Raw genomic sequence first — 24,921 nt, 5'->3', positions numbered from 1 at the left:
CTCCGCCGCTCGCGCCGCCTCAGCCCACCATCCGGTAGCCCATCCCGCGCACCGTCTCGATCCGCTCGGCGCCGATCTTCCCGCGCAGGTAGCGCACGTACACGTCCACGACGTTCGATCCCGGATCGAAGTCGAAGCCCCAGACGCGGCTGAGCAGCTGCTCGCGGCTGAGCACCTGCTCGGGATGGCGCAGGAACTCCTCGGCCAGGGCGAACTCGCGCGCCGACAGATCCAGCGTGATGCCCTCGACGGTCGCCCGGCGCGAGCGCAGATCGAGCGTCACCCCGCCGTGCACGAGCGTGCCGTCGTCCTCGCCGCGCCCGGGCACCGCGGCCGTCGCCTCGCGCAGCCGCACGCGGATTCGCGCGAGGAGCTCGTCGAAGCGGAACGGCTTCGCCAGGTAGTCGTTCGCACCGAGGTCCAGGCCCTCCACGGTGTCGGCGACCGAGCTGCGCGCCGTCAGCATGATCACCGGCAGGGTCACCGCCTCGGCGCGCAGCGCCCGCAGCACCGCGAAGCCGTCCATGCCGGGCAGGCCGACGTCGAGCAGCACGAGGTCGAACCCGCCGCTGCGGACGTACGCGAGAGCGTCGTCCCCGCGGGCCGCGCGGGTCGTGGTGTAGCCGGCCGAGCGCAGGCCCTTCTCGACGAAGGCGGCGATGCGCTCCTCGTCCTCGGCGATGAGGATGGTGCTCACTCGGCTCGTCCTCTCGGGTGCTGGGGGGTGGGGTCGTCGTCGGTGCGGGGAGCCTCGAGGGGGAGGGAGAGCGCGAAGCGGGTGCCGCGGCCCGGCACGGAGTCGAGCTCGACCCGGCCGCCGTGCGCGCGGGCGATGGCCGCGACGATCGCGAGACCGAGTCCGGAGCCGCGGATGCCGCGCCCGTCGTCGACGCGGCCGAAGCGCTCGAAGATCCGCTCGCGGGCCGCCGCGGGGATCCCGGGGCCCTCGTCGGTCACGAACAGCTCGACCCGGTCCGCCCGCCGCTCGCTGCCGAGCACGACCGTCGAGCCCTCGGGGCTGTACTTCGCCGCGTTGTCGGCCAGCTGCAGCCAGGCCTGGGTGAGCCGCGCCGGATCCGCCGGGATCCGCACCTCGGCGACCGGTCCGGCCCGCCACTCGCGTCCGGGGATGCCCGAGGCCTTGGCCAGCACCCGCCGAGTGAGCTCGCCGACGTCGACCGGCTGTCGCGCGACGCGGTCCTCGCGCTCGGCCTCCGAGAGCTCCGCGATGTCCTCCAGCAGATGCCCCATCCGGTCCAGCTCGTCCAGGGCGATCGTGCGCGTGGCCTCGACGTCGGCCGGGTCACCCGGATCGACCAGCTCGAGGTGACCGCGGACGATCGTGATCGGCGTGCCCAGCTCGTGCCGGACGTCGGCCAGCAGGCGCCGCTGCGCGTCGAACGACCCCTCGAGCCGCCCGATCATGTCGTTCACCGTGCGGGTGAGATCCGACACGTCGTCGTCCCCGCCGACCGGGATGCGCTCGCCGAGGTCGGTCGCGGTGATCCGGGAGGCCGTCCGCCGGAGCTCGCGGATGGGGGAGAGCAGGCGGCCCGCGACGAACCAGCCCACCAGCCCGGTCGCGAGGAGGGCGGCGGCGGCGATGCCGGCGTAGCTCCGCGAGACGTCGGCGAGGTCCGAGAGCCGCGCGTCGGTGTCCACCGCCGTCACGAACACCCCGGCGGCCTCCGAGCCGTCCACGCGCAGCGGCACCGCGGCGTAGCGCAGCGTCCCGTCGTCCGTCTCGCCCCAGCCGAGCACCGTCGCTCCCTCCGCCGTCTGCTCGGACACCCGCGCGAGGAAGTCGGGGTCGTCGTCGAGCAGGAAGCTGAGGGCGTAGGGCTGCGGCTCCCAGCGGGCGGCGCCGTCGACCAGGCCGACCGTGCTCCCGTCCAGCCGCGGCAGCACCTGCCCGAGGACGGTGCGCAGCAGTGCGTCCATGTCGGTGAAGCCGGAGCCGTCCGTCGGCGCCGCGGTCAGCGGCGACTCGCCCAGCTCGATCGGCACCGCCTCGGCCGGAGACTCGACGATCGTTCGCACGCTCTCCACTTGCTGGCGCAGCTCCTCGTCGACCGACGCCAGGATCCGATCGCGCTGCAGCAGGAACGAGACGCCGCCCGAGACCAGCAGACCGAGCGCGGTGACGACCAGGATCGCCGCGAGGATCCGGAACCGGACCGAGCGCAGCCGGCGCACCGGTGCGGAGGCGGGCGTCGGAGTCATGCGGGCTCCCGGGGGCGTGGCCGTTCGCGGGCGGGCGGGCGGGAGCGCGGAGGGTCCCGGGGTCATCCTGACCCTACCGGGCTCGACGGTTCCTGAACGGCCTCTCAGGATCGGGGTGACCGGAGTGGTGCCGACCCGGTCCGCGACCGCCCGTTAAAGACCTCGACGCCCTGCGGCAGCGGCAGGGCCGGCTGCTCTGACGGGGCGTCGAGCTCTTCTTGACCGACAGCATGCGCCTCTCACCCGCCGTCCGCAAGAGGGCGGCGGCGTTCGCCCACGGCGATTCCCGCGAGGCCCCGTCGCGCCGGGCGGCGCCCGCGCGGTCGTTAGACTGGACCGCCTGTTTTCGACGGTCCCCGGAGCGCATCCGCCTCTTGCCCCGGACCGCGACGCCGGCACGGAAGGGGCGCACGATGACGGACAGCGACACGATCCTCGAGTCCGAGCTCTCGCGCGAGCGCGCGTACGTGGCGGGGCTCTACGCCCGCCTGGACGAGCTGATCGCGCAGGCCAGGGAGGCGCTCGACTCGGTCCGCATCGAGAGCGTCGGCGGCAATCACCAGAGCCGGTCGGAGCGCGACGCGTTCGCGCGGCTCTACGAGGACCGCATCCGCTCACTCACCGGCGCCGACGACCGGCTGGCCTTCGGCCGGCTCACCCTCGCCGACGCCGAGACGGAGCACCGCTACATCGGCCGGATCGGCCTCCGCGACGACGAGCAGGACACCCTGCTGCTCGACTGGCGCGCTCCGCAGTCCGCCGCCTTCTACCAGGCGACCGCCGCCCGGCCGATGGGCACGCGCGCCCGCCGGCACCTGACCACCCGCGGCCGCGAGGTGCTCCGCTTCGAGGACGAGGTCTTCGATGAGGAGCTGCTGCGCGAGGGCACCGCGCTCCAGGGCGAGGGCGCCCTGATGGCGGCCCTCGGCGCCCAGCGCACCGGGCGGATGCACGACATCGTCGCGACCATCCAGAGCGAGCAGGACCGCATCATCCGCTCCGAGCTGCGCGGCGTGCTCGTCGTGCAGGGCGGCCCGGGCACCGGCAAGACCGCGGTGGCCCTGCACCGCGCCGCCTACCTCCTCTACTCGCACCGCGACCGCATCGCCTCCTCCGGCGTGCTCGTCGTCGGTCCGTCCCGCTCCTTCCTGCGCTACATCGAGGCGGTGCTGCCCTCGCTCGGCGAGACCGGCGTCGTGCTCTCCACGCTCGGCCAGCTCTACCCGGGGCTCGACATCGTGGAGGAGGACCGCCCGGCCGTCGCCCGGGTGAAGGGCTCCGCGCGGATGGCCGAGCTGCTCAAGCGCGCCGTCCGCTCGCGCCAGGCCGTCCCCGCCGAGACGCTGGTGCTCGACGTCAACGGCGAGAAGCTGCGGCTCGAGCCGCACGACGTGGAGCGGGCGATCACGCGCGCCCGCGACTCCCGCAAGCCGCACAACGAGGCCCGCGTCACCTTCGTGAAGGCGATGATCACCCAGCTGACCCGGCAACTCGCCGACCAGCTGCGCAGCCACGGCAACACGGTCGACGAGGCCGACGAGGCGGTCCTGCGCGAGGACGTCCGCACCGCCTACGACGTCCGCGTCGCGCTCAACACCGCCTGGATGCCGCTCACCCCGGAGAAGCTGCTGCAGGACCTCTACGCGCGGCCGAACTGGTTCGCCTCGCTCACCCCGCGCTGGACCCCGGAGCAGCGCGCCCTGCTCCGCCGGGACCGCGACGCCGCCTTCACCGTCTCGGACGTCCCGCTGCTCGACGAGGCGGCCGAGCTGCTCGGCGCCTACGACGACCACGCCGACGCGCAGAAGAAGGCCGAGAAGGAGCAGCGCCGCCGCGACGTCGAGAACGCCGAGGCAGCGATCCGCAACATGGGCGTCGACGGCCTCGTCAACGCGAAGGACCTCGCCGCCGGCTTCGCCGAGCGCGCGAGCGTCGGCAGCACCGCCGAGCGCGCGGCGGCCGACCGCTCCTGGACCTACGGCCACGTGGTGGTCGACGAGGCGCAGGAGCTCTCGCCGATGCAGTGGCGGGTGCTGCTGCGCCGCTGCCCGATGCGCTCCTTCACCATCGTCGGCGACGTCGCCCAGGCGTCCGGCGCCTCCGCCGCCTCGAGCTGGGACGCCGCGCTCCGCGACACCTTCGGCCGGCAGGGCCGCGACGGCGAGGCGGCCCCGTGGCGCCTCGAGGAGCTGACCGTCAACTACCGCACGCCCGCGCAGATCGTCGCCTACGCCGAGCGCACCGCGCGCGAGAACGGCCTCGAGATCACCCCCGGCGAGGCGGTGCGCTCCACCGAGTGGCCGGTCCGCACGGTGCGCGACCGCGGTGACGCGGCGCTCGCCGACCGTGTGCTCGCCGTCGTCCGCGAGGACCGCGCGATCGGCGCGGAGGGCACGCTCGCCGTGATCGCGCCGGACGACGAGCTCGACGCGATCACCGCCCGGCTGGAGGCGGAGCTCGGCCGCGAGGTCGGCCGCGGCTCGCGGGGTCTCGACCGCCCGATCGCCGTGCTGTCGACGGCCGACGCGAAGGGGCTCGAGTTCGACTCCGTCGTCATCGCCCGGCCGCGGCTGATCGCGGCGGAGGAGCGCGGCGCCGCGTCGCTCTACGTGGCGATGACCCGGCCCACCCAGCGCCTCACCCTGGTGGAGTGAGCGGAGGCGCCGGATCCGGCGCCCGGGGCGTCCCTCCTAGGATGGAGGGCATGAGCAGCGAGAACCTGACCAAGCCCGAGCTCGACGCCCCCGACGGCCCGGCCCCCGACTCCCTCGTCGTCGAGGACCTCGTCATCGGCGACGGCGCCGAGGCCCAGCCCGGCTCCACCGTCGACGTGCACTACCTCGGCGTCGAGTACGACACCGGCGAGGAGTTCGACTCCTCCTGGAGCCGCAACCAGTCCATCAACTTCCCCCTCAACAACCTCATCCGCGCCTGGCAGCAGGGCATCCCGGGGATGAAGGTCGGCGGCCGTCGCAAGCTGATCTGCCCGCCCGCCCTCGCCTACGGCCCCGCCGGCGGAGGACACCCCCTCTCCGGCAAGACCCTGATCTTCGTGATCGACCTGCTCGGCACGAAGTAGCGCTCCCTGCCGGGGGGCTCTCCGCCCCCTCCGCATGCTGGTCTAGTAGCCCCGAAGGGGCCGTATCGCCCCATGCTGGTCGAGTAGCCCCGAAGGGGCGTATCGAGACCCACCCTCACGACGACGAAGGCGCAGCACCCCATCACCGGGGGCTGCGCCTTCGTCGTCCGTCGGCACCGCGCCTCAGCGCGGCTGCGCCTTCCTGACCCGGTCGACGAGCTCGCGCCAGGCGCCGTCCAGCTCCGTCTCGCCGAGTCGCACCGTGTGCGTCTGCACCCGGATCTCGTAGACGAAGCGGTCCGGGCGCCCGGCGGCCGGTGCTCCGGCGCGCGGCCGGTCCTCCCAGTCGAGCGAGCCGAGCAGCTCGTGCCACGCGCGCTCGTCCGGCTGCTCGTCCACGTCGATCCGCCAGACCCGTCGCAGCCCTGCGAAGCCGCCACTGCGCGACACGATCACATCCATGGCCGCGATCGTACGCGCCCACCCCCGCCCCTGCTGATCGAGCAGCCCGCCCGCCCATGCTGATCGAGTAGCCCGCGGAGCGGGCGTATCGAGATCCACCGTCGCCGAGAGGCAGGTCTGCAGACCCGACCACTGACGACGGCGGGTCTCGATACGCCCCTGCGGGGCTACTCGACCAGCAAGGGGGCCCGCTGCGCGGGCTGCCCGGCCACCATGCGGGCCCGCCGCGCGGGCTACCCGGCCAGCATGGAGAGCCCGCCGCGGCCTACGCCGCCAGCTCGACCCCCACCGTCGTCCACCCCGTGCGGACCGCCGCCTCGACCTCGGAGCCCGCGCCGAAGCGCTCGGCCGCCGCGGCCACGGTGAGCGCCGCGAAGCCCTCGAAGTCCGCGGTGGCGGTCAGCACGCCGCCGGTGAGCACGTCGTACCAGACCTGTCCCGCGCCTTCCCACGACGGACCGCCGAGCTCGAGCGCCGCGACCGCGAACGCGCGGTTCGGGATGCCGGAGTTGATGTGCACCCCGCCGTTGTCGTCCTCGGTGTCGACGTAGTCGGCCATCGAGCCGGGTTGCGGGTCCTTCCCGAGCACGTCGTCGTCGTAGGCGGTGCCGGGCGCGATCATCGAGCGCAGCGCCGTGCCCTGCACCTCGTCGGTGAAGAGGCCCTCGCCGATCAGCCAGCTCGCGTCCTCCGCGCCCTGGCCCGCGCCGAACTGCTCGAGCATCGCGCCGAAGACGTCCGAGATCGACTCGTTCAGCGCGCCGGACTGCCCCCGGTAGACGAGGTTCGCGGTGTACTCGGTGATGCCGTGCGCCAGCTCGTGCCCGATCACGCTCTGCGAGACCGTGAAGCGGCGGAAGACCTGGCCGTCGCCGTCGCCGAACACCATCCGCGAGCCGTCCCAGAAGGCGTTGTCGTAGTCCTCTCCGAAGTGCACCGTCGCGTCCAGCGGCAGCCAGGCGTCGTCGATCGAGTCGCGGCCGTAGGCCTTCTGCAGGAAGTCGGACATCGCGCCGAGGCCGTCGTAGGCCTCGTCCGCCGCGGCGTCGCCGGTGGCCGGCGCGCCCTCGGTTCGGACGACCGTCCCGGGCAGGGTCTCGGTCGACTCCGCGTCCGAGATCGTGCGCTGCAGCGCGGCGACGCGGTCGGCCCGGGGGATCGGAGTGGCGGTCGCGGTCGAGCGCCCGGGGGAGGGCTCGCCGGGGCGGACGCGCCGGAAAGGCACGTCCTGCTCGAGGGAGCGGCTCGCGGCCCGGGCGGCCCGGGCGAACGCCGGGTCGTCGAGGCGGGCGATGCGGACCAGCAGATACGGCGGCACGACGGTTCGTCTCATGGGCAGATCCTCGCACCCACCTCCGACACCGCCGTCGGGCTCGCCGGGCGCGCTCCGATGCGGTGGCGGCGCCCCGAGCGCTAGCCTGGCGAGCGACGAGCGGCATCCACGGACCGGGCGCACCCGGCGAATCGAGGGCGGACATGGGCATCATCACGCGGGGCTTCTTCGGCAAGCGGTCCGAGGATCCGAGCATCCCGCCGGGGCAGTACCTGGAGAAGGGCTTCCCCGTCCTCTCCATCGGCCCCACCCCGAACATCCACGAGTGGGCCTTCTCGATCGACGCCGGTCCGGCAGGCGTCCGCCGCTGGACGGCGGACGAGTTCGCCGCCCTCCCGCGCGAGGACGTCCACACCGACCTGCACTGCGTCACCCGCTGGTCCAAGCTCGGCACGAACTGGCGCGGGGTCTCCGTCGACCTGCTGCTCGAGGGCATCGAGAGCGACGCCCGCTTCGTGATGGCGCAGAGCTACGGCGGCTACACGACCAACCTGCCGCTCTCGGAGATCCGCGACGGCAAGGCCTGGATCGCGACGGAGTACGAGGGCGCGCCGCTCGCGGCCGAGCACGGCGGCCCCGCGCGGCTGCTCGTCCCGCACCTCTACCTCTGGAAGAGCGCGAAGTGGGTGCGCAGCCTGCGCCTGATGCCGGGCGACGAGCCCGGCTTCTGGGAGCAGAACGGCTACCACATGCACGGCGATCCCTGGAAGGAGGAGCGCTACTGGTGATGTGGACGGAGGCGGTGACCGAGTCGGTCCTGCCGCTCACTCCGACCTCGCGCCTCATCGCGCTCCGCGTCCCCGGCTGGCCCGGGCACCTCGCCGGGCAGCACCTCGACGTCCGCCTGACCGCGCCCGACGGCTACCAGGCGAGCCGCTCCTACTCGATCGGCGCGCCCTCCGACGGCGATCTCGTCGAGCTGGCGGTCGAGCGCCTCGACGACGGCGAGGTCTCGCCGTACCTGGTGGAGGGACTCGAGGTCGGCGACCGGCTCGAGGTGCGCGGCCCGATCGGCGGCTGGTTCGTCTGGCGCCCCGAGCAGACCGAGCCGGTGCAGCTGATCGCCGGCGGCAGCGGACTCGTGCCGCTGATGGCGATGGCCCGCGAGCACGGCCGGGTCGGCAGCGGCGCCCCGATGCGCCTGCTCTACTCCGTGCGCTCGAGCGTCTTCGCCTACTACCGCGACGCCCTGACGGCCCTCGGCGAGCTCCCCGCGGAGCGCGGCCGCGTCGTCACCGACACCGTGTACACCCGCGTCGCCCCGCCCGGCGCCGCGCGCCCGGCCGGCCGCCTGACCCCCGAGCTCCTCGCCGCCGCCGCGCTCCCCGCCTCCGAGCAGCCGACCGTCTACGTCTGCGGCCCCACCGCCTTCGTCGAGGCGATCGCGACCGCCCTCGTCGCCCAGGGCCACGACCCCGCCCGCGTCCGCACCGAGCGCTTCGGCGGCCCCTGAGCCTTCTCCCCGCCGCGAGATGCCACCTGTGCACGCGACACGCCGTGTCGAGCGTGCACAAGTGGCATCTCGCGGAAGGGGGAGAGAGGGAGGGGGAGGCGCCTACTCGAAGGAGACGGTGCGGTTCTCGCCGATGTCGGGCTGACCGCCGGTGACGGCGGCCTTCGCGACCTTGAAGAGCACGACGGGGGCGGGGGAGTCGGTCACCCAGAGCTCGACGGTCTCGGCCGAGACGCGCAGCAGCGCGACGGTCGGGTCGTCCTTGCCGTCGGGGAACCAGGCGGAGACGGAGGGCGACCACAGCTCGTCCACCTTGGCGGGGTCGTGCACGACGGTCGCCGAGCCGGCCACCGAGAGGTAGCCCTTCTTCGACTCGAACGCGACGTTGACGCTCGGGTTGGCACGGATGTCGTCGACCTTGGCGGACGGGTCCTGGGTGAAGAACCACAGGTCGCCGTCGAAGTCGATGTCCTGCGCCGCGAGCGGGCGGCTGACGAGCTGCCCGGTCTCGTTGACGGTGGTGAGGAGTCCGATCTTCGCGCTCTTCACGATCTCGGTGATCTGAGCGCGGTCGTCGTCCGTGGCGGGGGTGATGGTGGTGTCGGTCATGCTGCCGACGCTACGCGGAAGCCCGCGCGCCGCAAGGGGTGGCGGCCCCGCGCGCGGCCTGTCTAGCGTCGAGGCATGGACACCACAACGTACACGGCCATGCTCGACAGCGGCGCGGAGCAGGAGAGCATCCGCCTCGAACTCATCGACGGCTCCCCGCAGCGCTCCCTCACCCGCGTCGCCGACATCGACGGCGAGGAGGTCGAGGTCGTCTGGGAGCTCGACGGCGAGATCGACGGCATGCACGTCTACCGCCCCGTCCGCGTCGAGGGACGCGACGACGACAGCGGCGAGGTCTCGAACGACCTCACCGAGGGCAACGCGGCCGGCGCCTACGCCGGCGAGTGACCCGCCACCGCGCCGCGCACCCGCTCCGGGTCGCGGCGCGGTCAGGCCACCGGGTGCAGCGCGTCGTATCGCCGGAAGCCCGGGCTGAGCCGCAGCACCGCCGCCAGGATCAGGACGATCGCGAGCCCGCCGGCCAGCGGCGGCAGCCAGAGCAGGGCGAGCGAGGCCAGCAGCCCCGTGTAGAGGTCGCCGACCCGCGGTCCGCCCGTCACGACCACGATGAAGACGCCCTGCAGGCGCCCGCGCATGTTGTCCGGCACCGCCGTCTGCAGCATCGTCTGCCGGAAGATCGAGCTGATGTTGTCGGCCGCACCGGCCCCTGCGAGCGCGACCGAGGCCGCCGCGATCAGGCCGAGATTCGGCTCCGAGGCGTCGTGCCGCGTCAGCTCCGCCACCAGCAGCACCGCCCCGAAGCCGACGATCAGCGCGCCGTAGGCCTGGATCGACCGGCCGATCGCGAGCCCCTGGCTGCGTACCCCGGTCAGGCGCCCCGAGAAGACGCTGCTCAGCAGCGCGCCGACCGCGTACGCCGCGGTGAGCGCGCCGACCGTCACCGCCCCGCCGCCGAGCAGGAGCGCGGCCGCCGCCGGGAACACGACCCGCGGCTGCCCGAAGGTCATCGCCACGATGTCGACCAGGAACGACAGCCGGATGTTCGGCGCCCCGCGGAGGAAGCGCAGCCCGTACCGCAGCGACTCCAGCCCCGGCCGCTGCCGCTCGCCCTCCGGCACCAGCGCGGGCAGCCCGGCGATGCCGAGGAACGCCGCGAGGAAGAGCACGACGTCGATCGTGTAGGTGACCGCGAAGCCGGAGGAGGCGACCAGCACGCCCGCGAGGGCCGGCCCCACGGTCACCTCCACGCCGCCCGCGATGCCGCCGAGCGCGGCCGCGGCCGGCACCAGCTCGAGCCGGAGCAGGCGCGGCGCCACGGTCATCCGGGTCGCGCCGATGATGGTCGTCGCGACCGCGTTGACCGCGGTGAGCAGATAGAGGGTCAGCGGCGTCTCCGCGCCGAGCCAGGCGAGCGCCGCGATCCCGGCCGTCGAGCCCCAGGCGACGATCGCCGAGAGCAGCAGCACCAGCCGCCGATCGAACGCGTCCGCCAGCATCCCGCCGTAGAGCCCGGCGATCACCGTCGGCACCAGCGCCACCACGCCGACCATCGCGACGGCGAGCGTCGACCCGGTCAGCTCGTAGATGTGCAGGCCCACGGCGACGATGGTCATCTGACCGCCGATGCCCGAGATCACGTTGCCCGCCCAGAGGCGGGCGAAGGCGGGGGACTCGCGGAGGGGGGAGAGGTCGACGACGTGGCTGCGCCGCGGCGCGGAGGGGGGCTGGCTCACCCGCTCCATTCTCGCGGCTCGGCGGACGTGCCGCGCGAGCCTGCGGCGGCGGGGTGCCCGGGAGCGGAGCCCGTAGGGTAGGGGGCATGAGCACGTCTTCCGACGGCGCGCCCCGACGCCCGCGCACTCCCGCGTCCCGCGTCGCCGGAGCAGCCCCCGCGCGCCGCGCCGCCGCCTCCGCTCCCCGAAGCAGGACCCGCCGCCCCGCCGCCCCGGCCGCCGCCGAGCAGGGCCGCTTCGCCGCCCTGCGCCGCCGCTACGGAGCCGCGACCGCGTCGATCCTCCTCGCGCTGATCGTCGTCCCGATCGCGTTCTTCGTCTGGTACGCGATCATCTCGCTCGGCGCCTTCCCCGGCGACCAGGCCGTCAGCGACCTGCTCGTGGGAGTCCTCTACACCGCGATCATCCACGCCCTGCTGCTCGTCGGCGTGCTGCTCGGCGTCTCCTCGATCCGCGCGCGCCGCCGCGAGGGTCGGCCGCCGATCGCTGGCTGGATCGGCGTGGCGCTGAACGTGCTCGTCGTCCTCGGCTGGGAGCTGCTCGTCTCCCCGTGGCTCGTCGAGCTCTGGAACCGGGCCGTGGGCGCCTGACCCGCTTCGGCACTCGACCCGCTCCTCCGCAGGCCCCCGCACTCTGGTAAGCTCCTGAGGTTGCCGTCCAACGGCCGCGGATCAAGAGAGCCCACGCATCAGGCGCAGGGCACCGCGCAACGAGAGAGAGGGGATCCCATCCATGGCACTCGAAGCAGACGTCAAGAAGGCGATCATCGAAGAGTACGCGACCCACCCCGGTGACACCGGATCCCCCGAGGTGCAGGTGGCCGTCCTGACCAAGCGGATCAAGGACCTCACCGAGCACCTCAAGGAGCACAAGCACGACCACCACTCGCGTCGTGGTCTGCTGCTGCTCGTGGGTCAGCGCCGTCGACTCCTCGGCTACCTGTCGGACGTGGACATCAGCCGCTACCGCTCGCTGATCGAGCGTCTCGGCCTCCGTCGATAGTCCTCTCGCTCCTCCCTCTCCGGGTCGAGCGCGGGTCTCGATGACACCGCGATCTTCTTCCGAACGGGCCGCTCTCCTCTGGGAGGGCGGCCCGTTCCGCGTTCCCGGGGCGCCCGCTCAGTCCAGCCGCTCCGGCCGCTCGATCCCGCCCCAGGAGTAGCCGGCGGACGCGGCGAACCAGTCGTCCGCGGCGCGGGCGAGCGCCGCGTCGAGCTCCGGCCGGCCGGGCAGTGCCAGAGCCTGCGCGAGAGGCGGGAGGATCCAGCCGTCCCCGAGCGCGACGCCCTGCGCCCGCGCCCAGGCGTCCGCGCAGGCCGGCTCCTCGGACGCGCGGGCGATCGACGCCGGTGCCGCGGGAGAGGCGCCGTCCCGCACCAGCGCGAGCGCGCAGGTCAGGGCCGCGGTCCGCACGACGCTGCGCGGGGCCCGCTGCGGCTCGTCGGCCCGCACCTGATCCTGGGCGCCGATGATCGCCGTCAGCGCGAGGAAGAGCCGCGTCGCCTCCCTGTCGGGCCGCGGAGCGAGCCGCCCCGGTCCCGCCGAGATCGCGGCGGACGCCCCCGGAGGGGCCACCAGGCCGCGCCCGATCCTGGCGGAGTACGCGCTGAGCAGTCCGGTGACCCCGGCGTCGCGGCGCGGGTCGCTCTGGCTGACGACCCCGCGCACGCCCGGACCGCTCAGCAGCCAGACGACGGGAGTGCCGTTGTGGATCATCAGGCTCCGGCGGTCCTCGTCCGTGCAGGCGAGCAGGTGACCGGCCAGGGCCTCGCCCCTCCCGTCGAGCACCGAGGAGGCGACCAGCAGCTCGCGCGGCTCGTCGCAGGGTCCGGAGGCGCCGCTCGCCGCGGACGGCAGACCGGCGAGCGGGGCGAGCGCGCCGAGGGCGAGGGCGAGCACGGCGACCGCGCCGACGCAGGCGGCGATCGCTCCCAGTCGGCCCCCGCGCACGGCGCTGCCGCGGACCGCGGCCGGGGAGCGGTCGCCGGGCCGCGCTCCACCCCGCCGCGCCGCGTCGAGCGCGGACGCCACCGTGCCTCGACGCACCATGCGGACTCCCTCTGCTCGGAGGCTAGACCCGGATCGGGCCGCTGACCAGGGCGGATGTGCGAAGGCGCATCCGATGCGCAGAATTCCTTCGAGAATTCTCCGGAACGGTGCATCCGCCCAGGCTCCTCGGACGGAAGTAGTGGTGAAGGCCCTTCTCGAGAACCCACCGACCCGCCCGCGGGTCCCATCGTGAAAGAGGAACACCGTGACCACCTCCCGCCTCTCCCGCCGCCTGCTCGCCGGAGCCTGCCTCGGCACCCTCGCCGTCGCCGGTCTCGCCGCCGCCCCCGCGAGCGCCGCCGACGCCGACTCGGCCGACCTCTACGTGCTGCACGCGGTCCCCGACACCCCGGTCGACGTGTACGTCAACGGAGCACTGACGCTCGACGACTTCGCGCCCGGCGCCCTGGCCGGCCCGCTGGATCTCCCCACCGGCACCTACACCGTCGCGATCACCGCCGCCGACGCCGCGGACGCGAGCGCCCCGGTCATCGGCCCGGTCGACCTCTCCCTCGAGGCCGGCAAGAGCTACACCGTCGCCGCGCACCTGAAGCCCGACAACACCCCCACCGCCACGCTGTTCCCGAACGACATCTCCGCCACCGCGGCGGGCGAGGGTCGCCTGACGGTCCGCCACATCGCCGCGGCGCCGGCCGTCGACATCCTCGCGGGCGGCTCGCCCGTGCTGACGAACGTGACCAACCCGAACGAGGGCGTCCTGAACCTCGCGCCGGCCACGATCTCGACCGTGGTCGCCGCGACCGGCACCACCGCCCCGGTCATCGGCCCGGCCGACGTCCAGGTCCAGGAGGGCGTCAACACGATCGTCTACGCCTGGGGCAGCCTGGAGAAGGGCAACCTCGCCCTCGCGACGCAGACCATCGGCGGACTGCACTCCTCGCCGTCGGGCGTGCCCGCCGGTGAGGCCGGCCTCGCGGCCGACAACCGCACCGACGCCGCCGCCGGCTGGTGGGGCGCAGCCGCGCTCGCCTCGCTGGCGCTCATCGGCGCCGCGCTGGTCGGCCGCCGGAAGGCCGTCGCCGGTCGCTGACCGACGAGGACGACCGCCGGTCCCCGACCGGCACTGAAGACCGCCGGCCCGGCGTGCCCCGCACCCGGGCCGGCCGCCGACCACGACGAAGGAGGACGCGATGCGCAGGATCCCCACCCGGCCGCGCGCCCTCCTCGTGGTCGGCGTGATCGCGGTCGGCGTCGGCCTCGGCGGATGCTCGGCACAGGCGGTCGGGGTCGTGCCCGCCCCTGACGCGAGCTCGCCGGTCCAGACGTCGACGCCGACCGCGATCCCCTCCAGCACTCCCGACGCAGCGGCCGCGCCCGCGGTCCCGGACGTCCCCGTCGCCGACGCGCGACTGGGCGCGACCCCGGCCCCGGTCGTCCTCGCACCGACGCGGCTCGTGGTCGACGGTCTCCCGATCGACATGCCCGTGCAGCCGGTCGGCGTCGCCGACGACGGCACGATGGAGCTGGTCCCCGACACCGACGTGGCCGGCTGGTACCGCTTCGGCCGCGGACTCGACGCGGCGGAGGGCACCACGGTCATCGCCGCACATGTCGACTCGCTCACCTACGGGCTCGGCCCGTTCGCAGAGCTGAAGAAGGCGCAGCCAGGCCAGCGGATCGGGCTGACCGGCGAGGACGGCGTGCAGCGCGTCTACACGGTCGACACCGTGGAGACGACGGAGAAGACCACCGTCGACCTCTCGACGGTCTTCGTGCAGGACGGCGCCCCGCGGCTCGTCCTGATCACCTGCGGCGGCGACTTCGACTACGAGACCCGGCACTACCTGAGCAACGTGGTCGTCACCGCGACCCCCTCGCCCTGACCGCCCGACGATGACTCCGATCGGCCCCCTCCGCCCTCCCGCCGAGAGCGGGCCGTAGCATGAGCACCACCGCAGCGCCGCCGGCTCCTCCGCCCCGGCGCGGCCCCCAGTCCAGGAGGACCCCCCTGAGCGACGCCCAGACCCGCGAGCCCGACGACGAGGCCGGTGACGAGCGCGCCCTCGTGCAGCGCCTCGGACTCCGGTTCGCGGCGGGGGAGGAGTCGGCGCTCTCCGAGGCCTACTCCCGCTGGTCGCCGCTCGTCTTCACCCTCGCGCTGCGCTCGCTCGGCGATCGCGGCGACGCGGAGGACGTGGTCCAGCGGGTGTTCGTCTCGGCCTGGACGGGTCGGGCGGGGTTCGATCCCGGTCGCGCCGCTCTGGGCGCCTGGCTCGTCGGGATCTCGCGCAAGCGCATCGCGGACGCCCACGAGAACCGGGCGCGGGAGCGCCGGCTCACCGCGGCGCTGGTCGCCGTCGCCCCGGTGGACGAGGGTGCGGCGCCGGTGGATCTGGAGGAGCGCGTGCTCGTCGCCGACGAGCTGGCCCGCCTCGACCCCGTTCCCCGGCGGGTGATGAGCCTCGCCTTCTACGACGACCTGACGCACACCGAGATCGCCGAGCGCACCGGACTCCCGCTCGGCACCGTCAAGAGCCACATCCGCCGCAGTCTCGACAGACTCCGCTCCCGATTGGAGGTGAGCAGCACATGACCCACCTCGATCCCGACGAGCTCGCCCTCCTCGCCCTCGGCGAGGCCGGCTCCGCCGACGCCGCCGCCCACCTCGACGAGTGCCCGGAGTGCGCTCAGCAGCTGGTCGAGCTCGGCCATGCCGCCGGTCTCGGCCGGCAGAGCCGCTCGCTGACCCTCGAGGCACCGCCGGCCGAGGTCTGGGACCGGATCCGCGGCGAGCTCGCGCTCGGCGCGCCGGGGACCGCCGCTCCCGTCGCCCCGGTGACCGCGCTGCCGGTCGGGCGCCATCGGCCCTCCCGCCGCCGCCCGCGCTCGCGCCGGCTGCTCCCCGCCGCGCTGGTCGGGCTCGCTGCCCTCGTGGTCGGAGTCGTCGGCGGCGTCTGGCTGCAGGCGTCGCGGGGCACCGACGCGGTCGTGGTCGCCCGCGCCGATCTCGAGGCCTTCCCCGCCTGGCAGGGGGCGAGCGGCAGTGCCGAGCTCGAGGACGCCGACGGCGAGCGCGAGCTCGTGGTGCACCTCGATGCGGAGGGCGCGGCCGACACCTATCGCGAGGTCTGGCTGATCGCGGACGACGCGACCGGGCTCGTGGGCCTCGGCGTGCTGGACGGAGCGGACGGCCGCTTCACCGTCCCGGCGGGCATCGACCTGGCCGAGTACTCGCTCGTCGACATCTCCCAGGAGCCCGACGACGGCGACCCGGAGCACTCCGGCGACTCGATCGTCCGCGGACCGCTGCGCGAGGGCTGAGCGGAGGGCCGCGGGTCAGACCGCGTCCACCCGCTCCGCCAGCAGCGCCGTGAGCGCCTGCACCGCCGCCGAGGCGTGCGGTGCGCTGCAGACCGAGACCTCCCAGACGAGCCCCGGCCAGTCGAGGTCGATCGCGGTCACGCCCTCGAGCGGTGCGATCCCCGCGCGGGGCACCACCGCCGGGCCGAGTCCGGCCTGGACGAAGCGGGGGATGGCGGGGAGGTCGGCGACCTCGGTCGCGACCCGCCGCGCCGCGCCGGCCGCGCGGAAGGCCCGGTCGACGCTGACCCGGTTGCCGAAGCCGACCGGCGTGTCGATGAAGGCGGCGCCCTCGAGGTCGCCGGGCGCCGGCCGCTCGAGCCGGGCCAGCGGGTCCGTGCTCTCGACCAGCAGGACGTAGCCGTCGCGGACGACGGTCGTCACCGCGAGATCGTCCAGCTCGGCGACCGGGAGCGCGAGCAGCGCCAGGTCGAGCCGGCCGCGCCGCAGATCCTCCGCGAGCCCAGTCGATCCGCTCGGCGAGGTGCGCAGGAGCAGATCCACCAGCGGGTGCCGGCGCCGGAAGACGCCGAGCGCGCCGGGCAGATCGAGGATGTCCAGCGCGGAGAAGGTGCCGACGCGGACCCGCCCGCGCAGCCCTGCGGCGTCCTCCGCCGCGAGCGAGCGCATCCGGTCGAGGCTGTCGATCGCGGCGCGGGCCGAGGGCAGCAGCGCCTCGCCCACCGCGGTCAGCGCCACGCGCCGGGTCGACCGGGTGAACAGCGCAGCGCCCAGGTCCTGCTCGAGCGCGCGGACGGTGGCGGACAGCGTCGACTGGACGACGTAGAGGCGGGCCGCCGCGCGGGTGAAGCTGAGCTCCTCCGCGACGGCGACGAAGGCGGCGAGCTGGCGATCGTCCATGCGGCATTATCCATCGGGTCCGATCAATGAGTCCAGGATCCTCCGTTGGACGTGGACGATCCGGAGGAGCACTCTGGGCGCATGCCGACCACCGGAACCCCCGCCGAGCGCTCCGCCGCCCGCACCACGTCCGCCTCCGCGCGCCGCCCCGAGCTCGGGCACCACCTGGGCTTCTGGGTGATCGCGCTCGCCTTCCTCTCCGTGATGGCCTTCTCGACCGTGCCGACCCCGCTGTACGCGATCTACCAGCAGCGCGACGGCTTCCCCGCCTTCGTCGTCACGGTGATCTTCGCGGCCTACGCCGTGGGAGTGGTCGCCAGCCTCTTCCTCGCCGGCCACGTCAGCGACTGGCTCGGCCGGCGGCGGATCCTGCTCGCCTCGATCCTCGTCGAGGTGCTCGCGAGCATCGTCTTCCTGCTCTGGCCCGACGTGCCCGGCCTCATCGTCGCCCGCCTGCTCACCGGCATCGGCGTCGGAGCGCTCACCGCGACCGCGACCGCCCACCTCTCCGAGCTCCGTGCGATCGCCCGGCCCGAGGAGGGCCCCGGCGCCTCCCGCGCCGTCTCGACCCTGGTCAACGTCGGCGGTCTCGCGCTCGGCCCGCTGATCGGCGGCATCCTCGCGGTGACGGTCGACCGCCCGCTGGTCGTGCCCTACGAGGTGTTCCTCGTGCTGCTGGTCGTCCTCGGGATCGCGGTCGCCCTCGTCCCCGAGACCGTGGAGCGCCGCGAGGAGCTGCCCGCCTACCGGCCGCAGCGGCTCGCCGTGCCCGCCGCCTCGCGCGGTACCTTCCTCTCGGCCGCGGTCGGCGCGTTCGCCGGCTTCGCCGTCTTCGGCCTCTTCACCTCGCTCGCGCCGACCTTCCTCGCCGGCCGCTTCGGCGAGACCTCGCACCTGCTCGCCGGGGTCGTCTCGTTCGGCGTCTTCGCGGCGGGAGCCGTCGCGCAGCTGACCGCCGCACGCCTGCCCGTCCGCCGCGCGCTGATCCTCGCGGCCGCGGCCCTCACCGTCGGGCTCGCCCTGGTCGCCTGGGGTGCCCTCGCCGTGGTGCTGCCCGCCTTCATCGGCGGCGGCGTGATCGCCGGCGCGGGGGTGGGCCTGATCTTCCGCCTCGCCCTCGGGGTCGCGGGCTCCCTCGCCTCCGACGAGACCCGCGGCGAGGTGCTCGCCGGGATGTTCCTCGCCTCCTACGTCGGGCTCGCCGTCCCGGTGCTCCTGATCGGAGCGGCGCTCGCCGTCCTCCCCGCGGTCCCGGTGCTGGTCGGCTTCGTCGCCGTGGTGCTCGCGCTGGTTCTCGTCGCGATCGCGCGGATGCTGCGCTCCGCCGTCTGACCCCGTCGGCCGACGCCGGGAGCGACGGGGCGCGGCCCGCGACACGGGCGGCCCCGGCGCTCCATGATGGAGGCATGAAGCTCTTCTCGTTCGGACGCTCCGACTCCGACCCCCTGCCCGCCGGCGACCGCGGCTCGGGCAAGCTCGACGACTACGACTACGAGCTGCGGCCCAAGTCCAAGCGCGGCGACACCCTCCTCGGCATCGCAGACTCCCTCCCGCACCAGGACGAGCTGGCCCGCGTGCACTCCCTCGGCGAGGAGGAGATCACCGCGGTGATCCCGCGCCGGACGATCGAGGAGGAGCGCACCGACGCGCCGATGCCGGTCCGGCTCTTCGCGAACCACCGGCCGAGCGACCTCGTCGGCTACGTGCCCCGCGGCCTCGAGAACGTCGTCGAGGCGGCGCTCGCCCGCCTCACCGAGGCCGGCAAGCAGCCGCGCATCCCCGCCCGCATCGTGAAGGGCAAGGGCGGCCTGCGGGTCCAGCTGCTCATGCACGAGACCCGTGGCTGAGACCCCGCCGCACGGGGCGCCGTCCCCGGCCGAGTTCTGGGGGAGTCCCGCCCCCGCGGGTCCGCCGCCCGGCTGGTACCCCGACCCGGGTCAGGTGAACACCCAGCGCTACTGGGACGGCCGGGCCTGGACCGGGCACCACGCCCCGCTCGCGCCCGCGGCACCGGCCGTCGGCAACGCCGCGGCCACCGCGTCTCTCGTCCTCGGGATCCTCGGGCTGCTCCTCACCCCGATCCCGCTGTTCATCGGCCTGCTGCTCGGCGGCCCGCTGGATCTGCTGGCGGTCGTCTTCGGCGTCGTCGGGATCGTCAAGGGCGGCGCGCGCCGTGGCGCGGGCGTGACCCGCGCGGTGGTCGGACTCGTCCTCGGCGCCCTGATGCTCGCCGCGATCTCCGTCGGGGCCGGCACGATCTGGTAGTCGCGAGGCGGTGCTCCCGGGCCGGAGCCGCGCGGCGGACCCGCGATTCCTGGCCGATCGGGGCCCGCACTGATAGCATGAACCGGTTCCGAATCCGGATGCGGCCGCCGGTCGTCATCGGGTTCGAACCACGGAGCAGGCCGGCAGGAAGCTGGTCCTCGGTGGTGGAGTCCCGGTTCGCGATGTCAGAACGGCCGACATCGGGCAGACCCGGAGCCCTTCTACTGGTGGCCAGCACGAACGCCCTCCACACGACGGCACGGCGCGAAGCCCTGCCGTGGGATCGCGTGCGATTCCTGACCGTCATGCCGCTCCGACGAACGCCGGCGCCCAGAGGGGTGCCGCTGCAGACGTTAAGGAGACAGACCTCTTGGAAGGTCCTGAAATCACATTCGCCGAAGCCGTTCTCGACAACGGCTCGTACGGCACCCGCACCGTCCGCTTCGAGACCGGCCGCCTCGCGCAGCAGGCTCAGGGCGCGGTCGCCGCGTACCTCGACGAGGACACCATGCTCCTCTCGGCCACCTCCGCGTCGAAGAACCCGAAGGACAACTTCGACTTCTTCCCGCTGACCGTCGACGTCGAGGAGCGCTCCTACGCCGCCGGCAAGATCCCCGGCTCGTTCTTCCGCCGCGAGGGCCGCCCCTCCACCGAGGCGATCCTGGTCTGCCGTCTGATCGACCGGCCGCTGCGTCCCTCGTTCGTCGAGGGCCTGCGCAACGAGGTCCAGATCGTCATCACGGTCCTCAGCATCGCGCCGGACGAGTTCTACGACGCCCTCGCGATCAACGCCGCGAGCGCCTCGACCCAGATCTCCGGCCTGCCCTTCTCGGGCCCCGTCGCCGGTGTGCGCCTCGCGCTCATGTCCGACGGCTCGGGCAACGACCAGTGGGTCGCCTTCCCCAAGGCCTCGCAGCTCGAGAACGCCGTCTTCGACCTCACCGTCGCGGGCCGCGTCGTCACCAACGAGGACGGCTCCTCGGACGTCGCCATCATGATGGTCGAGGCCGAGGCCACCGACGTCTCGTGGAACCTCATCAAGGCGGGCGCCACCAAGCCCGACGAGGCCGTCGTCGCCCAGGGCCTCGAGGCCGCCAAGCCCTTCCTCCGCGCGCTCGTCGAGGCGCAGTCGAAGCTGGCCGCCGAGACCGCGAAGCCCGTCAAGGACTACCCGGTCTTCCTGCCCTACGCGCAGGAGACCTACGACAACGTCGCCGAGCTCAGCTACGACGAGCTCGTCCGCGTCTACCAGATCGCCGACAAGGTCGAGCGCCAGGACGCCGACGACGCCCTCAAGGCGCGCGTCAAGGAGCAGATCGCCGAGCGCATCGCGTCCGGCCAGCTCTCCGCCGAGGCCTTCTCGCAGGTCGGTGCCGCGTACAAGTCCGTCACGAAGGTGGTCGTCCGCGGCCGCATCCTCCGCGACGGCGTGCGCATCGACGGCCGCGGCCTCGCCGACATCCGTCCGCTCGACGCCGAGGTGCAGGTCATCCCGCGCGTCCACGGCTCGGCGATCTTCCAGCGCGGCGAGACCCAGATCCTGGGCGTCACCACGCTGAACATGCTCAAGATGGAGCAGCAGATCGATTCGCTGTCGCCCGTCACGAAGAAGCGCTACCTGCACCACTACAACTTCCCGCCCTACTCGACCGGTGAGACCGGCCGCGTGGGTTCGCCGAAGCGTCGCGAGATCGGGCACGGCTTCCTCGCCGAGCGCGCCCTCGTGCCGGTGCTGCCGAGCCGCGAGGAGTTCCCCTACGCGATCCGCCAGGTGTCCGAGGCGCTCAGCTCCAACGGCTCCACCTCGATGGGCTCCGTCTGCGCGTCGACCCTGTCGCTCCTCAACGCCGGTGTGCCGCTGCGCGCCCCGGTCGCGGGCATCGCGATGGGCCTCGTCTCCGACGTGGTCGACGGTCACACCCGCTACGCGGCGCTGACCGACATCCTGGGCGCCGAGGACGCGCTCGGCGACATGGACTTCAAGGTCGCCGGCACGTCCGAGTACGTCACGGCCATCCAGCTCGACACGAAGCTCGACGGCATCCCGTCGTCGGTCCTCGACGCCGCGCTCAAGCAGGCCAAGGACGCCCGCACCACGATCCTCGCGGTGCTCACGGCGGCCATCGACCAGCCCGACGAGATGGCCCCGACCGCGCCCCGCGTGATCTCGGTGCAGATCCCCGTCGACAAGATCGGCGAGCTGATCGGCCCCAAGGGCAAGACGATCAACGCGATCCAGGACGAGACCGGCGCCGACATCTCCATCGAGGAGGACGGCACCGTGTACATCGGCGCCGTCGACGGTCCGTCGGCCGAGGCCGCTCGCGCCCAGGTCAACGCCATCGCGAACCCGACCAACCCCGAGGTCGGCGAGCAGTTCCTCGGAACCGTCGTCAAGATCGCGACCTTCGGTGCGTTCGTCTCGCTCCTCCCCGGCAAGGACGGCCTGCTGCACATCAGCGAGGTCCGCAAGCTCGCCGGTGGCAAGCGCGTCGAGAACGTCGAGGACGTCCTCGGAGTCGGCCAGAAGCTGCTCGTCTCGATCACCAAGATCGACGACCGCGGCAAGCTGTCCCTCGCGCCCGTCGTGGCCGAGGACGCCGAGGCGCCCGTCGAGGCTCCCGCCGAGAGCTGATCCCTCCCGCACGACCGACGCCCGTCCCACTCCGGTGGGGCGGGCGTCCGTCGTTCCCGGGCGCGGCGCCGTCGTGCCGATCACCCGCCGATCATGGGGTACGGTGGCCGGACCGTGCCGTCGCACCGCCCCGACCGGAGGACCCCGTGACCGACCCGACGCCCCCGGCCCTCGCGCCGGAGACGCCCCTTCCGCCCCGCCTCCTCGGAGCCACCGGTCTGCCCGTGCACCCGGTCGCCCTCGACGGCTCCGTCTTCGGCTGGGCCGCGAGCATCGACGAGACGACCGAGGTGCTCGACGCGTTCGCGCAGCTCGGCGGCACCCTGATCTCCACCGCGGACCACTACGCCACCGGGCGCAGCGAGTACATGATCGGCCGCTGGCTCGAGCAGAGCGGCCGGCGCGAGGAGCTCCTCGTCGCCACCAAGGTCGGCCGCCACCCCGACGCCCCGGGTCTCGCCGCCGAGGACGTGCGGATCGCGATCGAGGGCAGCCTCGAGCGGCTCGGCACCCGGATCGACCTGCTCTCCTTCGACAGCGAGGACCCCGAGGTCCCGATCGCCGAGAGCCTCGCGGCCGTCGCCCCGTTCATCGAGAGCGGCGCGGTCCGCGCGCTCGGCGCGGCGCACTTCAGCGGCGCCGCCCTCGCCGAGGCGGAGCAGGCCGCCCGCGAGCTCGGCCTGCCCGCCTTCACCGCCGTGATCGCCGAGTACAACCTCATGGAGCGCAAGCAGTACGAGGCCGACGTCGCCCCCGAGGTGCTCCGCCAGGGCCTCGGCACCCTCGCCCGGCTGCCGCTCGCCAGCGGCTACCTGACGGGTCAGCTGCGCCACCGCTCCGACGAGCCGGAGTCGGTCATGTTCGAGGCGGCGCTGGACTACGTCGGCCGGCACGGCAACAAGGTGCTCGCGGCGCTCGACGAGGTCGCCGACGCGCACGCCAGCAACTCCGGCACCGTCGCGCTCGCCTGGGTGCTCGCGCACCAGGAGGTCTCCGCGGTCATCGTGCGCGCCCGGGGCGCCGAGGAGCTCGCGTCGATCTTCGGCGCCGCCACGCTTCCGATCACCCGCAGCGAGATCGCCCAGCTCGACCGCGCCTCCGCCTGAGGCGCGTCGCCGGGTCCGGGCCGCGCCCCGCCGGGGCGGAGGCGCGGCCCGACATCGCTCAGCGGCGCAGGATCCGCGCCTCCCACGGCCCGAGGGTCGAGCCGGATGCACCCGCCACGTTGCCGAGCACCGTCTCCGCGCCGGCCCATTCGTCGAGCAGCGCGACCTCGAGCGGCTCCCCGGAGACGTTGCCCACGACGAGCAGCTCGTCGGCCCCGGTCCGCGTGAACGCGAACAGCCTCGGGTGCTCCGCCTCGAGCAGGGCGAACCGGCCGAGCCGCACCGTCTCGTCCTCGTGCCGCAGCGCGATCAGCGCCCGGTAGTACTCGAACACCGAGCGCTCGGCGGCGCGGTCGGCCGCCACGTTCACCTCGACGTGGTTCGGGTTGACCGGGATCCACGGCTCGCCCGTCGTGAAGCCGGCCTGCGGTCCGCCGTCCCACTGCACGGGCGTCCGCGCGTTGTCCCGGCTCTGCGCGCGCAGCCCGGCGAGCACCTCCTCCGGGTCCTCGCCGCGCTCCTCGACGGCCTCGGCGAAGTAGTTCAGCGACTCGACGTCGCGGAAGTCCTCGATGCCGGCGAACGGCACGTTCGTCATCCCGATCTCGTCGCCCTGGTAGATGTAGGGCGTACCGCGCTGCAGGTGCAGGAGCGTGGCCCAGAGCGTCGCCGATTCGTAGCGCAGGGCGCCGTCGTCGCCGTAGCGCGAGACGAGCCGCGGCTGGTCGTGGTTGCCGAGGTAGAGGCTGTTCCAGCCCCGCTCCGCGAGCCCGTCCTGCCAGCGTGCGAGGTTGGCCTTGAGGGCGACGAGATCCAGCGGCACCGGGTGGAACTTGTCCACGCCGTGGTCGATGCCGACGTGCTCGAACTGGAAGACCATGTCGAGCTCGCGCCGCTCGGGATCGGTGACCAGCACCGCCTCCTCGAGGGTGACGCCCGGCATCTCGCCGACCGTCATCAGGGCCTGGTCGCGCCCGGCGAACACCGCCTCGTTCATCTCGCGGAGGTACTCGTGCAGCCGCGGGCCCACGCCGCCGACGATCCCGGAGCCGCCGCCCGGCCCGTCGATCTCGTCGAGGTCCTTCGAGACCAGGTTGATGACGTCCATCCGGAAGCCGTCGACCCCGCGGTCGAGCCACCAGTTCATCATCGCGTGCACCGCGTGCCGCACCTCGGGGTTCTCCCAGTTGAGGTCGGGCTGCTGCACCGCGAAGAGGTGGAGGAAGTACTCGTCGGTCGCCGGATCGAGCGTCCAGGCCGGCCCGGAGAAGTAGGAGCGCCAGCCGTTGGGCTCGGCGACGTCGAGGCCCGCCGCGGCGGTGGCCTCGAGCTCGGCGTCCGGGTCGAGCGGGGACTCCTGCGCGGCCCCGTCGCGCCCGCGCCGCCACCAGTACCAGTCGCGCTTCGCGTCCTCCTGCGACGACCGCGACTGCACGAACCAGGCGTGCTCGTCGCTGGTGTGGTTCACCACGAGGTCCATCACCAGCTTGATCCCGCGGTCGTGCGCCTCGGCCAGCAGCAGATCGAACTCCTCCAGCGAGCCGAAGAGCGGATCGATGTCCTGGTAGTCGGAGATGTCGTAGCCGTTGTCGTGCTGGGGCGAGGGGTAGACCGGCGACAGCCAGACGACGTCCACGCCGAGGTCGGCGAGGTGGTCGAGGTGCGCGCGGATGCCGCCGAGATCGCCGATGCCGTCGCCGTTGGAGTCGGCGAAGGAGCGGGGGTAGATCTGGTAGACGACCGCGCTCGTCCACCAGGGCGTCGAGGGGGTCGGGGTGAGGGGCTGCATGGCCCGAATCTAGCCGCCGTCACCGACACCGGCGGGGTCGCC

The 24,921-nt window shown here is 73.7% G+C and carries 25 protein-coding genes; 16 read left to right on the top strand and 9 right to left on the bottom strand.

The window, feature by feature from the left end; all coding sequences use genetic code 11:
• Positions 1–19: 19 nt before the first annotated feature.
• Positions 20–697, bottom strand: coding sequence for a response regulator transcription factor (locus tag HQQ82_RS15595; protein WP_173234840.1), 678 nt, complete (start codon positions 695–697; stop codon positions 20–22).
• Positions 694–2,223, bottom strand: coding sequence for a HAMP domain-containing sensor histidine kinase (locus HQQ82_RS15590; RefSeq protein WP_173234838.1), 1,530 nt, complete (start codon positions 2,221–2,223; stop codon positions 694–696). The genes HQQ82_RS15595 and HQQ82_RS15590 overlap by 4 nt, the downstream gene beginning before the upstream one ends.
• Before the next feature lie 413 nt (positions 2,224–2,636).
• Here HQQ82_RS15590 and HQQ82_RS15585 point away from each other — a divergent pair, with 413 nt between their 5' ends.
• Together HQQ82_RS15585 and HQQ82_RS15580 are read left to right on the top strand one after the other, a co-directional pair.
• A complete protein-coding gene (locus tag HQQ82_RS15585; RefSeq protein WP_173234836.1) occupies positions 2,637–4,877 on the top strand; it encodes a UvrD-helicase domain-containing protein in 2,241 nt (746 codons plus the stop codon).
• Between the two features lie 50 nt (positions 4,878–4,927).
• Positions 4,928–5,302 (top strand): FKBP-type peptidyl-prolyl cis-trans isomerase, encoded by a 375-nt coding sequence (locus HQQ82_RS15580; RefSeq protein WP_160090294.1) that lies wholly within the window; start codon positions 4,928–4,930, stop codon positions 5,300–5,302.
• Positions 5,303–5,485: 183 nt separating this feature from the next.
• Here HQQ82_RS15580 and HQQ82_RS15575 read toward each other — a convergent pair whose 3' ends face one another.
• Both HQQ82_RS15575 and HQQ82_RS15570 read right to left on the bottom strand, forming a co-directional pair.
• The gene (locus HQQ82_RS15575; RefSeq protein WP_173234832.1) at positions 5,486–5,764 is read right to left on the bottom strand and encodes a protealysin inhibitor emfourin; all 279 of its coding nucleotides are present in this window, start codon (positions 5,762–5,764) and stop codon (positions 5,486–5,488) included.
• Between the two features lie 265 nt (positions 5,765–6,029).
• Positions 6,030–7,097, bottom strand: a complete 1,068-nt coding sequence (locus tag HQQ82_RS15570) for a M4 family metallopeptidase (RefSeq protein WP_173234830.1) — start codon at positions 7,095–7,097, stop codon at positions 6,030–6,032.
• A 143-nt stretch (positions 7,098–7,240) separates the two neighbouring features.
• Here HQQ82_RS15570 and HQQ82_RS15565 point away from each other — a divergent pair, with 143 nt between their 5' ends.
• Both HQQ82_RS15565 and HQQ82_RS15560 read left to right on the top strand, forming a co-directional pair.
• Entirely contained in the window at positions 7,241–7,825 is a 585-nt protein-coding gene (locus tag HQQ82_RS15565; protein ID WP_173234828.1) for a molybdopterin-dependent oxidoreductase, read from the top strand.
• Positions 7,825–8,550: an FAD-binding oxidoreductase gene (locus tag HQQ82_RS15560; RefSeq protein WP_173235270.1), complete on the top strand. Its 726-nt coding sequence runs from the start codon at positions 7,825–7,827 to the stop codon at positions 8,548–8,550. The genes HQQ82_RS15565 and HQQ82_RS15560 overlap by 1 nt, the downstream gene beginning before the upstream one ends.
• A 102-nt stretch (positions 8,551–8,652) precedes the next feature.
• Here the strand turns inward: HQQ82_RS15560 and HQQ82_RS15555 are convergent, their stop codons facing one another.
• Positions 8,653–9,159, bottom strand: a complete 507-nt coding sequence (locus HQQ82_RS15555) for a pyridoxamine 5'-phosphate oxidase family protein (RefSeq protein WP_173234826.1) — start codon at positions 9,157–9,159, stop codon at positions 8,653–8,655.
• 75 nt (positions 9,160–9,234) lie between these two features.
• Here HQQ82_RS15555 and HQQ82_RS15550 point away from each other — a divergent pair, with 75 nt between their 5' ends.
• On the top strand, positions 9,235–9,507 hold the full coding sequence (locus HQQ82_RS15550) for a hypothetical protein (protein WP_173234824.1): 273 nt from the start codon (positions 9,235–9,237) through the stop codon (positions 9,505–9,507).
• A 41-nt stretch (positions 9,508–9,548) separates the two neighbouring features.
• On the opposite strand, the gene HQQ82_RS15545 is transcribed toward HQQ82_RS15550, so the two are convergent.
• Positions 9,549–10,853: an MFS transporter gene (locus HQQ82_RS15545; RefSeq protein WP_367947968.1), complete on the bottom strand. Its 1,305-nt coding sequence runs from the start codon at positions 10,851–10,853 to the stop codon at positions 9,549–9,551.
• Between the two features lie 86 nt (positions 10,854–10,939).
• On the opposite strand from HQQ82_RS15545, the gene HQQ82_RS15540 reads away from it, so the two are divergent.
• Together HQQ82_RS15540 and rpsO are read left to right on the top strand one after the other, a co-directional pair.
• Complete coding sequence (locus HQQ82_RS15540) at positions 10,940–11,443, top strand: hypothetical protein (RefSeq protein ID WP_173234820.1); 504 nt, start codon at positions 10,940–10,942, stop codon at positions 11,441–11,443.
• A gap of 142 nt (positions 11,444–11,585) precedes the next feature.
• Positions 11,586–11,855, top strand: coding sequence for a 30S ribosomal protein S15 (rpsO, locus tag HQQ82_RS15535; protein ID WP_123447896.1), 270 nt, complete (start codon positions 11,586–11,588; stop codon positions 11,853–11,855).
• 117 nt (positions 11,856–11,972) lie between these two features.
• On the opposite strand, the gene HQQ82_RS15530 is transcribed toward rpsO, so the two are convergent.
• Positions 11,973–12,902 (bottom strand): hypothetical protein, encoded by a 930-nt coding sequence (locus HQQ82_RS15530; RefSeq protein WP_173234818.1) that lies wholly within the window; start codon positions 12,900–12,902, stop codon positions 11,973–11,975.
• 205 nt (positions 12,903–13,107) lie between these two features.
• On the opposite strand from HQQ82_RS15530, the gene HQQ82_RS15525 reads away from it, so the two are divergent.
• From HQQ82_RS15525 to HQQ82_RS15510, 4 genes are all read left to right on the top strand, one after another.
• The gene (locus tag HQQ82_RS15525; protein ID WP_367947967.1) at positions 13,108–13,953 is read left to right on the top strand and encodes a DUF4397 domain-containing protein; all 846 of its coding nucleotides are present in this window, start codon (positions 13,108–13,110) and stop codon (positions 13,951–13,953) included.
• A 100-nt stretch (positions 13,954–14,053) separates the two neighbouring features.
• A complete protein-coding gene (locus tag HQQ82_RS15520; RefSeq protein ID WP_173234817.1) occupies positions 14,054–14,746 on the top strand; it encodes a class F sortase in 693 nt (230 codons plus the stop codon).
• Between the two features lie 59 nt (positions 14,747–14,805).
• A complete protein-coding gene (locus HQQ82_RS15515) occupies positions 14,806–15,456 on the top strand; it encodes an RNA polymerase sigma factor (RefSeq protein ID WP_173234815.1) in 651 nt (216 codons plus the stop codon).
• Positions 15,453–16,184, top strand: coding sequence for an anti-sigma factor (locus HQQ82_RS15510; RefSeq protein WP_173234814.1), 732 nt, complete (start codon positions 15,453–15,455; stop codon positions 16,182–16,184). Before HQQ82_RS15515 ends, HQQ82_RS15510 begins: the two co-directional genes overlap by 4 nt.
• Positions 16,185–16,199: 15 nt before the next feature.
• On the opposite strand, the gene HQQ82_RS15505 is transcribed toward HQQ82_RS15510, so the two are convergent.
• The gene (locus HQQ82_RS15505) at positions 16,200–17,084 is read right to left on the bottom strand and encodes a LysR family transcriptional regulator (RefSeq protein WP_173234812.1); all 885 of its coding nucleotides are present in this window, start codon (positions 17,082–17,084) and stop codon (positions 16,200–16,202) included.
• Between the two features lie 81 nt (positions 17,085–17,165).
• Here HQQ82_RS15505 and HQQ82_RS15500 point away from each other — a divergent pair, with 81 nt between their 5' ends.
• From HQQ82_RS15500 to HQQ82_RS15480, 5 genes are all read left to right on the top strand, one after another.
• On the top strand, positions 17,166–18,416 hold the full coding sequence (locus HQQ82_RS15500; RefSeq protein ID WP_173234810.1) for an MFS transporter: 1,251 nt from the start codon (positions 17,166–17,168) through the stop codon (positions 18,414–18,416).
• Positions 18,417–18,490: 74 nt separating this feature from the next.
• The gene (locus HQQ82_RS15495) at positions 18,491–18,931 is read left to right on the top strand and encodes a hypothetical protein (RefSeq protein ID WP_173234808.1); all 441 of its coding nucleotides are present in this window, start codon (positions 18,491–18,493) and stop codon (positions 18,929–18,931) included.
• Entirely contained in the window at positions 18,924–19,349 is a 426-nt protein-coding gene (locus HQQ82_RS19605; RefSeq protein WP_216848674.1) for a DUF2510 domain-containing protein, read from the top strand. The genes HQQ82_RS15495 and HQQ82_RS19605 overlap by 8 nt, the downstream gene beginning before the upstream one ends.
• A 370-nt stretch (positions 19,350–19,719) precedes the next feature.
• Entirely contained in the window at positions 19,720–21,984 is a 2,265-nt protein-coding gene (locus HQQ82_RS15485) for a polyribonucleotide nucleotidyltransferase (RefSeq protein ID WP_173234807.1), read from the top strand.
• Positions 21,985–22,130: 146 nt separating this feature from the next.
• Entirely contained in the window at positions 22,131–23,090 is a 960-nt protein-coding gene (locus HQQ82_RS15480) for an aldo/keto reductase (protein WP_173234805.1), read from the top strand.
• Between the two features lie 58 nt (positions 23,091–23,148).
• Here the strand turns inward: HQQ82_RS15480 and HQQ82_RS15475 are convergent, their stop codons facing one another.
• Entirely contained in the window at positions 23,149–24,879 is a 1,731-nt protein-coding gene (locus HQQ82_RS15475) for an alpha-glucosidase (RefSeq protein ID WP_173234803.1), read from the bottom strand.
• Between the last annotated feature and the right edge of the window lie 42 nt (positions 24,880–24,921).

Source organism: Rathayibacter sp. VKM Ac-2856 (genome assembly GCF_013205055.1).
Classification (GTDB): domain Bacteria; phylum Actinomycetota; class Actinomycetes; order Actinomycetales; family Microbacteriaceae; genus Rathayibacter.
The sequence above is the reverse complement of the archived record's forward strand: the minus strand, read 5'-3'. Positions and strand labels throughout refer to the sequence as shown.

Coding starts and splice junctions, on each gene's coding strand:
- HQQ82_RS15540 (WP_173234820.1), top strand. CDS start 10,940: ATGAGCACGTCTTCCGACGGCGCGCCCCGACGCCCGCGCACTCCCGCG.
- HQQ82_RS15510 (WP_173234814.1), top strand. CDS start 15,453: ATGACCCACCTCGATCCCGACGAGCTCGCCCTCCTCGCCCTCGGCGAG.
- HQQ82_RS15520 (WP_173234817.1), top strand. CDS start 14,054: ATGCGCAGGATCCCCACCCGGCCGCGCGCCCTCCTCGTGGTCGGCGTG.
- HQQ82_RS15550 (WP_173234824.1), top strand. CDS start 9,235: ATGGACACCACAACGTACACGGCCATGCTCGACAGCGGCGCGGAGCAG.
- HQQ82_RS15505 (WP_173234812.1), bottom strand. CDS start 17,084: ATGGACGATCGCCAGCTCGCCGCCTTCGTCGCCGTCGCGGAGGAGCTC.
- HQQ82_RS15570 (WP_173234830.1), bottom strand. CDS start 7,097: ATGAGACGAACCGTCGTGCCGCCGTATCTGCTGGTCCGCATCGCCCGC.
- HQQ82_RS15475 (WP_173234803.1), bottom strand. CDS start 24,879: ATGCAGCCCCTCACCCCGACCCCCTCGACGCCCTGGTGGACGAGCGCG.
- HQQ82_RS15575 (WP_173234832.1), bottom strand. CDS start 5,764: ATGGATGTGATCGTGTCGCGCAGTGGCGGCTTCGCAGGGCTGCGACGG.
- HQQ82_RS15585 (WP_173234836.1), top strand. CDS start 2,637: ATGACGGACAGCGACACGATCCTCGAGTCCGAGCTCTCGCGCGAGCGC.
- HQQ82_RS15565 (WP_173234828.1), top strand. CDS start 7,241: ATGGGCATCATCACGCGGGGCTTCTTCGGCAAGCGGTCCGAGGATCCG.
- HQQ82_RS15580 (WP_160090294.1), top strand. CDS start 4,928: ATGAGCAGCGAGAACCTGACCAAGCCCGAGCTCGACGCCCCCGACGGC.
- rpsO (WP_123447896.1), top strand. CDS start 11,586: ATGGCACTCGAAGCAGACGTCAAGAAGGCGATCATCGAAGAGTACGCG.
- HQQ82_RS15500 (WP_173234810.1), top strand. CDS start 17,166: ATGCCGACCACCGGAACCCCCGCCGAGCGCTCCGCCGCCCGCACCACG.
- HQQ82_RS15555 (WP_173234826.1), bottom strand. CDS start 9,159: ATGACCGACACCACCATCACCCCCGCCACGGACGACGACCGCGCTCAG.
- HQQ82_RS15495 (WP_173234808.1), top strand. CDS start 18,491: ATGAAGCTCTTCTCGTTCGGACGCTCCGACTCCGACCCCCTGCCCGCC.
- HQQ82_RS15515 (WP_173234815.1), top strand. CDS start 14,806: ATGAGCACCACCGCAGCGCCGCCGGCTCCTCCGCCCCGGCGCGGCCCC.
- HQQ82_RS15530 (WP_173234818.1), bottom strand. CDS start 12,902: ATGGTGCGTCGAGGCACGGTGGCGTCCGCGCTCGACGCGGCGCGGCGG.
- HQQ82_RS15560 (WP_173235270.1), top strand. CDS start 7,825: ATGTGGACGGAGGCGGTGACCGAGTCGGTCCTGCCGCTCACTCCGACC.
- HQQ82_RS15590 (WP_173234838.1), bottom strand. CDS start 2,223: ATGACTCCGACGCCCGCCTCCGCACCGGTGCGCCGGCTGCGCTCGGTC.